14 protein-coding genes, 1 rRNA gene and 2 pseudogenes are annotated in these 11,706 nt (G+C 37.0%); 5 read left to right on the top strand and 12 right to left on the bottom strand.

The window, feature by feature from the left end:
• Positions 1–10: 10 nt before the first annotated feature.
• The 3 genes and pseudogenes from MUA90_RS12425 to MUA90_RS12435 form a co-directional block, all read right to left on the bottom strand.
• Positions 11–1,018 carry a protein arginine kinase gene (locus tag MUA90_RS12425; protein WP_105994735.1) on the bottom strand — a complete coding sequence of 336 codons (1,008 nt, stop codon included), beginning with the start codon at positions 1,016–1,018 and terminating at the stop codon, positions 11–13.
• A 3-nt stretch (positions 1,019–1,021) separates the two neighbouring features.
• Positions 1,022–1,426 (bottom strand): annotated as a pseudogene (locus tag MUA90_RS12430) (UvrB/UvrC motif-containing protein); the annotation flags it as partial.
• Between the two features lie 134 nt (positions 1,427–1,560).
• Positions 1,561–2,022, bottom strand: a complete 462-nt coding sequence (locus MUA90_RS12435) for a CtsR family transcriptional regulator (RefSeq protein ID WP_114603976.1) — start codon at positions 2,020–2,022, stop codon at positions 1,561–1,563.
• Positions 2,023–2,193: 171 nt separating this feature from the next.
• Here MUA90_RS12435 and MUA90_RS12440 point away from each other — a divergent pair, with 171 nt between their 5' ends.
• A complete protein-coding gene (locus MUA90_RS12440) occupies positions 2,194–3,405 on the top strand; it encodes a NupC/NupG family nucleoside CNT transporter (protein WP_262587255.1) in 1,212 nt (403 codons plus the stop codon).
• Between the two features lie 8 nt (positions 3,406–3,413).
• Here the strand turns inward: MUA90_RS12440 and MUA90_RS12445 are convergent, their stop codons facing one another.
• From MUA90_RS12445 to MUA90_RS12470, 6 genes and pseudogenes are all read right to left on the bottom strand, one after another.
• Entirely contained in the window at positions 3,414–3,641 is a 228-nt protein-coding gene (locus MUA90_RS12445; RefSeq protein ID WP_262587257.1) for a hypothetical protein, read from the bottom strand.
• A gap of 70 nt (positions 3,642–3,711) precedes the next feature.
• On the bottom strand, positions 3,712–3,885 hold the full coding sequence (locus MUA90_RS12450; RefSeq protein ID WP_162912167.1) for a hypothetical protein: 174 nt from the start codon (positions 3,883–3,885) through the stop codon (positions 3,712–3,714).
• Between the two features lie 95 nt (positions 3,886–3,980).
• Positions 3,981–4,280, bottom strand: a pseudogene (locus MUA90_RS14115) (minor capsid protein); the annotation flags it as partial.
• 67 nt (positions 4,281–4,347) lie between these two features.
• On the bottom strand, positions 4,348–4,593 hold the full coding sequence (locus MUA90_RS12460) for a hypothetical protein (RefSeq protein WP_262587261.1): 246 nt from the start codon (positions 4,591–4,593) through the stop codon (positions 4,348–4,350).
• A gap of 304 nt (positions 4,594–4,897) precedes the next feature.
• Positions 4,898–5,080: a hypothetical protein gene (locus tag MUA90_RS12465; protein WP_262587263.1), complete on the bottom strand. Its 183-nt coding sequence runs from the start codon at positions 5,078–5,080 to the stop codon at positions 4,898–4,900.
• A gap of 425 nt (positions 5,081–5,505) precedes the next feature.
• Positions 5,506–5,676, bottom strand: coding sequence for a Blp family class II bacteriocin (locus MUA90_RS12470; RefSeq protein WP_105994739.1), 171 nt, complete (start codon positions 5,674–5,676; stop codon positions 5,506–5,508).
• A 569-nt stretch (positions 5,677–6,245) separates the two neighbouring features.
• On the opposite strand from MUA90_RS12470, the gene MUA90_RS12475 reads away from it, so the two are divergent.
• Positions 6,246–6,752: a GNAT family N-acetyltransferase gene (locus MUA90_RS12475; RefSeq protein WP_262587265.1), complete on the top strand. Its 507-nt coding sequence runs from the start codon at positions 6,246–6,248 to the stop codon at positions 6,750–6,752.
• A gap of 21 nt (positions 6,753–6,773) precedes the next feature.
• On the opposite strand, the gene pdxT is transcribed toward MUA90_RS12475, so the two are convergent.
• Together pdxT and pdxS are read right to left on the bottom strand one after the other, a co-directional pair.
• Positions 6,774–7,352, bottom strand: coding sequence for a pyridoxal 5'-phosphate synthase glutaminase subunit PdxT (pdxT, locus tag MUA90_RS12480; RefSeq protein ID WP_114603979.1), 579 nt, complete (start codon positions 7,350–7,352; stop codon positions 6,774–6,776).
• Between the two features lies 1 nt (position 7,353).
• A complete protein-coding gene (gene pdxS / locus MUA90_RS12485) occupies positions 7,354–8,241 on the bottom strand; it encodes a pyridoxal 5'-phosphate synthase lyase subunit PdxS (RefSeq protein WP_262587267.1) in 888 nt (295 codons plus the stop codon).
• A 96-nt stretch (positions 8,242–8,337) separates the two neighbouring features.
• Between pdxS and MUA90_RS12490 the strand changes: the two genes are divergently transcribed.
• The 3 genes from MUA90_RS12490 to MUA90_RS12500 all read left to right on the top strand — a co-directional run bounded on the left by MUA90_RS12490 (position 8,338) and on the right by MUA90_RS12500 (position 11,464).
• On the top strand, positions 8,338–9,708 hold the full coding sequence (locus MUA90_RS12490; RefSeq protein ID WP_262587268.1) for a MocR-like pyridoxine biosynthesis transcription factor PdxR: 1,371 nt from the start codon (positions 8,338–8,340) through the stop codon (positions 9,706–9,708).
• A gap of 10 nt (positions 9,709–9,718) precedes the next feature.
• A complete protein-coding gene (locus tag MUA90_RS12495; RefSeq protein ID WP_262587270.1) occupies positions 9,719–10,192 on the top strand; it encodes a GNAT family N-acetyltransferase in 474 nt (157 codons plus the stop codon).
• A gap of 135 nt (positions 10,193–10,327) precedes the next feature.
• Positions 10,328–11,464 (top strand): MFS transporter, encoded by a 1,137-nt coding sequence (locus MUA90_RS12500; protein ID WP_262588849.1) that lies wholly within the window; start codon positions 10,328–10,330, stop codon positions 11,462–11,464.
• 98 nt (positions 11,465–11,562) lie between these two features.
• On the opposite strand, the gene rrf is transcribed toward MUA90_RS12500, so the two are convergent.
• A 5S ribosomal RNA gene (rrf, locus tag MUA90_RS12505) occupies positions 11,563–11,677 on the bottom strand.
• Positions 11,678–11,706: the final 29 nt, after the last annotated feature.

The following is an 11,706-nucleotide window of genomic DNA, read 5'->3' on the forward strand; positions in this document are numbered from 1 at the left end:
GCAAAACCTCCTATTTTATATGTTCTCTGATTACATTTGCTCTTTGTTCTTTAATTGAAATTCGATTATTTTCGTCTATTAAGAATGGCGATTGAATTGCGACCATCATTTGGTTGAAATTAAAGTCAGGCAATTCATCAATGTAGCCTAAATCAATACCTAATTTGACTTCGCTCAAACGCGTTGATGCTTCTTCCATAGAAATCATACGGCTATAGCGTAGCAGACCCAGTGAACGGTAAATACGATCTTGCATTTCAATGAGACTGTGATAGTCTAATTGCTTGCGGATCTGCATTTCTTCAGCAATAATCTGCTGAACAATTTCTGTTAAAGTTTCAATAATTTGTTCTTCCGTTCTTCCCAAGGTCAACTGGTTTGAAACTTGATAGATGTGTCCGTACACTTGAGAACCTTCTCCGAAAATACCGCGGATTGTAAAGCCGAAACGATTAATTGTTTGTGCAATACGATTCATGCGTTTCATAATCGAAAGTCCCGGCAAGTGCAGCATGACACTCGCACGCATACCTGTTCCGATGTTTGTCGGACAAGTCGTTAGATAGCCGAGTTGTTCATCGAAACTGATATCTAAAGCGCGATCAAGCCGATTATCTATTTCTGAAGCGCTTTGATATAAGCGTTCCAAGTCCATATCTGAACTCATTGTCTGTATTCTGATATGATCTTCTTCATTTACCATTATGCTTAATGATTCATCTTCATTCAACAATACTGCTGAAGCCGGCTGCTCTATCAGTTCTTTACTGATGAGATGTTTGGCAACTAATTTCAGTTTATCTGTCTGCTCAATCATTTGAAGGTTGATAACTTTCAAATCCGGCAAAGCATCTTGTACTTCGTTGATGACTTTTTGTCCTTCAACATCTGAAGTAAACATTAAGGGATGAACATGATTATTCAAGTTTCTGGCAAGTCGAATACGTGAAGACATCACCACTGGTGTTGCAGCGTCTTGCTGCATCCAATTACTCATGTACATTGAATGTTCGCTCATGTATTATCCCTCGCTTTCTTCTTTTAGTGCTTTAATCTCATCGCGGACAACCGCAGCTTCTTCAAATTCTTGTTTCTCTATCAATTCTTGTAAATATTTATCTTTTGCTTCTATTTGTTTCTTAATTGCTAATTTGTGCTGAGAGGAGACAGGTGTCTTGCCGACATGCTCGATTTGACCGCCTTGCACACGTCTGACAATATCCACAATATCCTCTTTAAAAGTAGTGTAACATTGTGCACACCCAAACTTCCCTTTATATGCAATATCTTTCAGTGTCATATGGCAATTCGGGCATTTCTTTTCTTCTCTGATAGTTAAGTCTTCTAATTGTATACCGTGCTTAGATGCCAAATGCTGAAGGATTTGTTTTATAACAAAAGAGCCTTCCATGTCATCTTGATTGTTCTGCCATGTAGGTTCCTCTTCATTACTTTCTGCTATTACTCTCTTTATTGTTTTAGATTGTATTTCATTTTCGCTGTGCTTATCAGACTTTGGTGTATGCATTGATTTGTCAGCCATGTGCAGCCTCCTATCTATTAATAGTAATTAATGACCGGTAACAGCTGTTTCAATATATTTGCTCGAACAATATCTCTTGCGACAACTTCCATTCTAAGTGTGTCTCTATCTATCACTGCAAGCATCATTTTGGCTTCGCGCAGTGTAATATATTGATTATCAAGCAATCCTTCGATCACATAATGTGCTTGTTGCTGAGAAATAGAATCGCCGATGATTTGTAAGAGGTGATCAATGTAACCCTTCGTATCCTTAGTTTCAACTTTCGTGATTCGGATATAACCTCCACCACCGCGTTTACTTTCAATTTCATAACCGTGTTCATTGGTGAATCTTGTCTTAATTACATAATTAAGCTGAGAAGGCACACAGTCAAAGCGTTGAGCAATATTCGCTCGTTGTATCTCAACAACATCTTTATTTGATTCCTCAAATAAATGTTTAATGTACTGTTCTATGATGTCGGACATATTGTGCATGGATATCACCCCTTTTTTGACCTTCTTTGACTATATTATATGACCAACTTTGACCTTTTTCAACCAATATGATTTAAAAAATTTTCGACAACCTTAAAATTGGGATGTTCGTGAGCGGTATTTTCCTGTATGATATTGGATGAAATAAAATATAAAGGATGAAGTTAAACCATGCATATACTTATTGCTTTAATTGGGATTATTTTCTTTTTAGCACTTGCATTTGTTTTCAGTTCTGATAAGAAGAATATCAAATGGAAATATGTGGGTATCTTGCTTGTCATCCAATTCATCTTCGCTTTCCTACTATTAAAAACAAATGTGGGAATTACTGTAATTGGTGGCATTGCCCATGGCTTCTCTTACCTGTTGTCTAAAGCAGCAGAAGGAGTTAATTTCGTGTTTGGAGGGTTTAAATATGTAGACCCTAAAAACCCGCCGTTCTTCTTTAACGTATTATTGCCGATCGTATTTATCTCTGCGATTATCGGGATCTTGCAATATACGAAAATCTTACCGCTTATTATTAATGTTTTAGGTTTCTTGATTTCAAAAATCAACGGTATGGGACGTTTAGAATCTTATAATGCCGTAGCAGCTGCGATTTTAGGACAATCTGAAGTATTCATTTCATTGAAAAAACAACTGCCTTACATACCTAAGCAGCGTTTATATACTTTAACTGCTTCTGCGATGTCTACAGTTTCCGCTTCAATTATCGGTGCATACTTTACATTATTAGATCCTAAATATGTGGTAACAGCGATTGTCTTAAACTTATTCGGCGGTTTCATTATCGCTTCAATCATCAACCCTTATACAGTGGATGAAAAAGACGATAAATTATTAGTCGAAGAGACAGGCGCAAAACAGTCGTTCTTTGAAATGTTGGGAGAATATATTTTAGACGGCTTTAAAGTGGCAGTGATTGTAGGTGCGATGTTAATCGGTTATATCGCTATTATCGCTTTATTAAACGGTATTGTCAGCGGTATTTTCTCTGGCGTATCCGGCGGCGCAATCAAATGGGACTTCCAAACATTAATCGGATTTGTGTTTGCACCATTTGCATTCTTAACAGGTATTCCTTGGGGAGATGCAGTGAAAGCAGGCTCATTAATGGCGACTAAATTATTATCTAACGAATTCGTTGCAATGCTTGATTTAGGCAAAATGCAAGGCTTATCAGAGCGTGCAGTCGGCATTACGTCTGTATTCTTAGTATCATTTGCGAACTTCAGTTCTATCGGTATCATTTCAGGTGCCATCAAATCTTTAAACAACGAAAAAGGCGACGTAGTTGCCCGCTTCGGTCTTAAACTTTTATTCGGTGCAACACTTGTATCATTTATTTCTGCAGCAATTGCAGGATTCTTCATGTAAACACCTTACTACACAACGGCTTCCTTTTCAGGAGGCCGTTTTTTGCGTTGCATTTCATCGTTGACCTTGTCATCTACTAGTTTTTGCTGTTCAGGTATCAAATTTGTTTCAGTATTGTCCCCAGGTTCTGCATTTTCACCGTTTTCATTTTGTTCAGTTTGGCCAGTATTTCCATTATCTGCGAAAAATTGCAGTTTCAACTTTAATAAGCGTTCAGATTGTAATAAGTTTGTCATGTTTTGCACCTCTTATAGTATTGAGCACGGTTTGGGTATAATAAAAAGCCACCACATTAAATGTGATAGCTTAGCTTAAAATATATTTATTTGCATAAAAATCAGATAAACTTTCATTCTTTTTAATGCATTCTTTTAAAATTAAAACTTTTTGCCGTTCGGTAGTCACTTGCATATACATTGTTTCTGGTTCTTCACCAAACTTTTTAATGTATTCTTTTAATACTTTTTCATAATTAACCAATTTTCAACACCTCCACTGCAATTTCTAATAGTTTCGCATAAAACTTGTACGATTTTGGCACCTCATTTTTTATTAATTCTAATGATTTTGGATCTGAATATATCTTGCCAGTTACCAACATATGGCGCTGTTGTACTTCTGCAATTCGGGTGCATAGGCGGTGCATTAACACCTGGCACCATATCTTTAACATAAAACACTTTATCGTCGTTCTGTCTGCATATCTTACTTGCGCGTTCGTCTAATTTAGCTATGAACTGGTATTATACATCATTGCCCAATGTTTCTTTATACTGCAGTTTCTGTGCTTTTGTTATGAGCAATCTTTTTGTATTGCTTACGGTTTGGTCTTGTTTCTTGCGAATTTCAGACACATATTCATAAGGGGGTCGACCTCAATTAATGTGATAGCTTAAAAAGTATATAAAAATAGCACCTTAACCGCTGTTTTTGGTTAGGTGCTTACCACCATGCTACAAAATCAGTTTCGGGGAATTCGTTATTTTCTATGTTCTCTTTTATTCTTTGTATTGCATGGCCTAAATAAATAGAATAGTACCCGCCTAAACCTGATTTCGTTGCATCAACTACTTTTCTGTCTGCTAGCCTAATTGTAACTTTCCCTTGGTATTCCTCAGATCTATCTTCAGGAAAATAATTGTAAGTGACAAAAGATTTATTTTTTTCTAGTAACTTTATTGTTAACATTCAATTACCCTATCCCTTCCACTTCTTGTGAATAATTGTATTTTTTCTACAATGCTATGAGCTTTACTGTATGAATAATTATACTTGTTCATCAAATAATGTTCGAGTGCCTCATGATGCTTCAATATAATATCTCTTTTTTTAATATTATCCCCTGCACTCAATCTATTCCAACTAAAAGCAATATTATAATCTGAATCAAAAGTTTTGAAACCATTTCTGAGTTGATATTTGTTTTCAAACGAATGCTCGTAAACACGTTTTATTGTATTTTCATTTAGTCCTGTGTTCATAGATATATTTATTATTTCTTGGCGCTTATCTCTTTTTTTATTTTATTGTACAATTCATCTGAAATTTCAATTCTTTTTTCCCAATATGAATCATTATTATCGTTTAAATCTTCTTCTCTTGTAGCGCCCAAAACCCTTTTTGCAGTATCGTTTTGTAATTCTATACTAATATCTTTTACATCATCATCATTCAAGCTGTACTTACCTTTTCTGTCTTTAAAGCATTTATTCCGCCAGTTTCCAATATATGGGGCTGTTGTGCTTCTGTTTGCACTCCTGCAACTTCTGTTATGAGCAATCTTATTGTAACTCGTATTGATTATACCAAAGCCTGTCCGACCAGTTTACATTGTCATAATCTGCATTAACCACTCTATGACCAAATCGGTCCACTATCTGCCTTGTCTTTCAATGTAACAGTTATTTATAGTACTTATACTTTATCTCCTCAAATGTCATGATTCTTTTTCTTGTCCTTTATCTTTTTAATAAATAAAGGTAATAATAATAGAAGTAGAATAGGTAACTTCATAAGTCACATCTCCTTTTCTTTTAAATTCACAATCTAAAGTTTAAAAGAAAGGCATACAAAAGCATACCTTTCTTCCAAACCAAATTGTTAATCACAAAATGTGGCCATTCCTACTAAACCACCACCCCAAAAACCAATAGGACCACCAGCAGCGCCAACCATTGCTGATCCAGCTGTACCAATTAAGCACTTAGCCATTCCGCCACCATTTACAGATTTTAATTCTTCTAAATTTAACTTTCTTGTTTCCCACTTCATAAAATCACCCCTAAACTATTTTATTTTAAAATAAAACGTTTTCATTTATATTATATTGTACAAATTTTATAGAAGTCAACTTGTTTATGCACCATTAAAAAAGTGAGTAGCTGGATATTGAGGTATCCTTGGAATGCAAAACAAGTTATCTTTATTATCGATATTCATTTGAAATTCCACATCAAAACTGCTATTTTTAAAATAAGAATATTCTAACTATTTTAACTATCGATCAAACTTTTTTCTCTCTAGCATCGATTTTTTATTTTTTGAGTTAATACATTGTCTATGAAGAATTATTGTTTGAGGGACTGAAGTCTGCAATAACACTAAAATAACTAATTGTGGTGCGAAAATAAGTGTTATCCAAAGAGACGCTTTATAGTAAGTGATTTAATGTATGTCAAAGCTAATTCTAAATGATGAACATACGCTCATCTGCTAGAGACTGTAAATATTAGATTTTTGAACCTGAATTTAAATCGATTCACCACCCTTTCGCTGAAGATGAAACCATGGTGGGTGAAAAATTTAAATGTATATACACAAAATAAAAAGAAGGTGTCCCTATGAAATTGAATGAGATACACATCAGTAAATTCCAAGAAACAGATACACAAGCAGTTGTAGATTTAATAATCGACACGCTTAGAACGACAAACATTAAAGATGAACCGAAGGAAGATATAGAAAGTTACGCAAAAGATATCACACCTGAAAGCATTCAATATAAAGCAGAACACGTCAATTTCTATGTTTTTAAGATGAATGATCAATTAATCGCCACAGGTGCTATTGGTCCTTATTACGGCAGTGAAACAGAATCATGTTTCTTTTCTATTTTTGTCTCTCCTGATTACCAGCAGCAAGGTATCGGAAGATTGATCATGGATACTTTGGAAGATGACTATTATTATCATCGAGCAGAGCGTCTGATTATCCCTGCTTCTATTACAGCTGTTCAATTCTATAGAAAACGCGGTTATGATTATATAAACGGCAATCAAACACCAGATCATGAGGGTCTGATATATCTTGAAAAATTTAATTCAACACAAAGAAGCGAGCAACCTTAATGGCTGCTCGTTTTTGATTGCTTATACATTTGCTTTTTTACTTTCAGCAACAATATGATCAATAAAGTATTCTGTAACACGATAATCATCTGTTAATTCAGGGTGGAAAGAAACACCTAAATAGTTGCCTTCTCTCACTGCTACGATTTTATCGCCGACTGTACTTAATACTTCGACATTGTCACTGTTTACTTTTTCGATATGCGGTGCTCTGATGAAGACCGCTTCAATATCTTCTGCAATACCGTTAATGTCTAATTCAGACTCGAAACTGTCTACTTGGCGTCCGAATGAGTTGCGTTCAACAGTAATATCTAATTTCTTCAAGTAACCTTCTTCACCGACGATATCTTGAGCAAGGACAATTAAGCCTGCACAAGTTCCGAACATCGGCAAATCTGAATTGACTAATGCTTCTTTAAAGCCGTAGAGATTCATCAAACGGCGTAATGTCGTTGATTCTCCTCCAGGCAAAATTAAACCGTCAATTTCTTCTAATTGTTCAACACGTTTGATTGCGACACCTTCGTGACCGCTTAACTCAATATGGCGCAAGTGCTCGCGCACTGCACCTTGCAAAGCTAATACGCCGATTTTCATCTTACCAGCCACGCTCTTGCATACGTTCTTCTAATGATAATTGGTTAACATCTAAACCTCTCATTGCTTCACCTAAGTCTTGAGCTAATTTACCGATGAGTTCGTAATCAGTGTAGTGTGTTGTTGCTTGAACAATTGCTTTTGCGAATTTCTCAGGATCGTCTGATTTGAAGATACCTGAACCTACGAATACACCGTCAGCACCTAATTGCATCATTAATGCAGCATCTTGAGGTGTCGCAACACCGCCTGCTGCGAAGTTAACAACTGGTAAACGGCCATTGTCTTTGATTGATTTTAAGACTTCGTATGGTGCACCGATTTCTTTTGCGAATGTCATGATTTCATCATCTGGCATTACTGTTAATTTAGCCACTTCTGAATTAACTTGACGCATATGACGTACAGCTTCAACGATGTTGCCTGTACCAGGTTCACCTTTTGTACGTAACATTGCAGCACCTTCGCCGATACGACGTGCAGCTTCGCCTAAGTTGCGGCAGCCGCATACGAATGGTACTGTGTAGTCGCTTTTCAATAAGTGATACTCTTCATCTGCTGGTGTTAATACTTCTGATTCATCGATATAGTCTACACCCATTGCTTCTAATACACGTGCTTCTGTGATGTGACCGATACGGCATTTAGCCATTACAGGAATAGAAACAGCATCCATAACTTCTTGTACAATTTTAGGATTGCATGCACGTGCTACTCCGCCAGCTGCTCTGATATCTGATGGTACACGTTCAAGCGCCATAACTGCTACTGCGCCTGCTTCTTCTGCAATTTTAGCTTGTTCTGCATTGACAACGTCCATGATAACGCCGCCTTTTTGCATTTCAGCCATTCCTCGTTTTACTCGATCTGAGCCTACAATTTTAGACATACTAAATACCCCTTTTCTGATTGATTAAATCCAGTTTAAAGGATAAACTGATAGTGTTAAAGGACCAATTTCGATAAATAATAGGAGGTCAGTTGAATGAAGCAACCCTTATACATGCAGTTATATCAAACTTTAAAAGAACAAATCATTGAAGGACAGTATCAATCTGGTGACCGTTTCCCGTCTAAACGCCGTTTAGCAGAGCATCATTCCTTAAGTAATACAACGATAGAGCATGCCTATCAGTTCTTATTAGATGAAGGCTATATCTATTCCAAACCGCGCTCAGGCTATTATGTATCAGATATTGAATCTTTGCCGATTGTGACGAAAGACAACCCTGTCGCTGATATTAAGAAAGAAGCACCCGCTGCTTCTGATATACAATTCAGTTTTGACCTGGCACGTATCGATACACAACACTTCCCTTGGCAGCAATTCCGCAAGTATTCGCGTGATGTCTTTGATGAATCTATGCCGGACATTTTACAACCTGGCCATCAGCAAGGCGAATATCGATTAAGACAAGCGATTGCACATTATCTCTTTAACAGCCGAGGTGTGAATTGCCATCCAGAACAGATTATTATCGGTTCTTCTACTGAACAATTAATCAACCAAGTTACTGATATCTTAACAGATTGCTCTTACATCATTGAATATCCGAGTTATCCTCCTATCAAGCAAGTATTAGATAAAAAGGAATTGGATTATAAACAAGTCCCTGTCACAAAAAACGGTATAAATATGAAACAAGTCTTTAATTCCAATCGCCAAGTTGTATATGTGACACCTTCACACCAATTCCCTACTGGTTATGTGATGAATTTAAAAACACGTACACAATTGATCAACTGGGCCCAGCAGCACCCTGAACGCTTTATCATTGAAGATGATTATGATTCTGAGTTCCGATATTTCAGTAAGCCGATCCCTGCCCTGCAAAGTTTGGATACGACTGGAAAGGTTATTTATATAAGTACCTTTTCAAAGTCACTCTTTCCAAGCTGTCGTATCGCATTTATGGTATTGCCTAAAGCCTTAATCCAAACTTATGATGCTTTGCCAGACAAAGAAGGCAATACAGTCCCTGCACCTATGCAGTATATGGTTGCACAATTTATGGAAAAAGGTTCATTCGAACGTCATTTAAATAAAATGCGTAAAGTTTATCGCCATAAATCGACTTACATTATCGATGCTTTGTCACCTTTTAAAAATCAGTTACTGATAGAAGGTGCCACAACCGGCATGCACTTCACATTGACCGTCAAAAATGGTTTGGATTTGGATACTATCTTAAAACGTGCAGAAACGCATCATGTAAAATTAAAACCCTTGGTGCACTATATGAAGAAAGAAAATTATGATGTGCATGCCCCTAAGTTTATTGTAGGTTTCGGAGGCATTCCAGATGATGAATTAGAAGCGCATACGCAAGCATTAATCAAAACTTTAGTACGATAAGGAGGAAACTATGCATGCCATTCAATTAATCCCATATGATTCGAAATATAATGCACAGCTCGCAGAGTTCTCTATAGCAAAAGAAGAAAGTGCCTTTGCACTTACACCGTTAGCCGCGTTAGAAGATTTAGCAGATCAAGAATATCCTGTCATTGTGTTGTATGAACAACTACCTGCCGGCTTCTTAAGGTTGAATCAAAATCAAGAACGTTTCGGACTCACTGACAATCCAAATTCCATTTTGGTCAAATCATTCTCTGTGACAGAAACCCTGCAAGGCCAAGGAATTGCACAAAGTGCACTAAAACAGCTTCCGAATTATGTCAAACAGCATTTTCCAGAAGTGGATGAAATTGTTCTTTCCGTAAACTTCAAAAATCCTAAAGCAATTCATGTTTATAAGAAAATAGGATATAACGATACAGGACGTGTTATCGGCGGTAATGCCGGTCCGCAACATGTTATGTCTTATCGCATAGATTAAGTGAGCACAAAAGTGTTCACTTAATTTTTTGAATAATTTTTGTACATTGACTCTCTTAATGGACTTCTATATAATCGGAACATATTTGCGTTTTTCGGAGGTGTAAATGTGAAGAAATATCCCATCGCAATATGGATGCTGGCTATCGGCGCATTCGCTATCGGTATGACAGAGTTCGTCATCATGGGTTTGCTTCCAAATACTGCGCATGATTTTAAAGTAACAGTGAGTCAAGCAGGTCAGCTGATCACAGGCTATGCTTTAGGTGTGGCAATCGGCGGTCCGATTTTAGTCATGCTTACGATCAAATTAAACAGAAAATATTTACTGATTTTGCTGATGTCCATTTTTATTATCGGCAACATCGCCGCATCATTCAGTACAAGTTACGGTTTCATGATGACAGCACGAATTATTACTTCCCTAGCCCATGGTTCATTCTTCGGCATCGGTTCTATACTTGCGGCTAATATGGTTCAACCTCAATATCGTGCAAGTGCAATGGCACTGATGTTCATGGGCCTTTCACTCTGCAACATTTTAGGTGTACCCTTTGGCACCTTAATCGGTCAAAATTTCGGATGGGCTATGACATTTATTGTGATTGCCATTATCGGCTTTTTAGCATTGTTAGGTATTATTGCTTTTGTACCTAACCCTAAAGCAGCACCCCAATCCTCTGTATTGAATGAGCTGAAGATCTTAAAAGAGAAACGTTTATGGCTGACTTTAGCAGTAAAGCTCTTCGGCTTCAGCAGTGTTTTTGCATATTTCACTTACATCTCTTCTATTTTGATAGATGTATCGCACATTAAAGAAAGTCTGATTTCCTTTATGCTGATTATTTTCGGTGTGGGTGTCACATTAGGTAATATGATCGGCGGAAAACTGGCAGACTGGAATTTGAACAAAGCATTAAAACTGATTTTCAGTGTCTTTATTCTTTATTTCATTGTGCTGTATTTCATTCAAATGAATGGCATTATTATGGTTTTAGGTATTTTCCTATTTGGTGTGATCGGCTTTAGTATGAGTCCTTCACTGCAATTTAAAAGTACCATCATCTCACAAGATGCTCCGACATTAGCAAGTACGCTTAACCAATCGGCATTCAATTTAGGCAATGCTTTAGGCGCATTTGTCGGCGGACTCGTAGTCACGCATTTGCCTATTGCTTCTTTAAGCTTGATCGCTCCATTGCTGACATTAATCGGTTTAATCTTTTTATTGATTTCCATCCAAGTAGACAAACAACACCCAGATACAGCATAATAGTTTATTATCTGCCTTCATGTTATACAACATGGAGGCTCTTTTTGATTATCCGCTAAAAAAGGCAAAAAAAAAGAGACCCGACTGGGTCTCTAATTGCCTGGCAACGTCCTACTCTTGCGGAACGTAAGTCCGACTACCATCGGCGCTAAAGAGCTTAACTTCTGTGTTCGGCATGGGAACAGGTGTGACCTCTTTGCCATTGTCGCCAGACAATGGAATGTATTATACATTCAAAACTA

Source organism: Staphylococcus sp. IVB6181 (assembly GCF_025561445.1).
GTDB classification, from domain to species: domain Bacteria; phylum Bacillota; class Bacilli; order Staphylococcales; family Staphylococcaceae; genus Staphylococcus; species Staphylococcus simulans_B.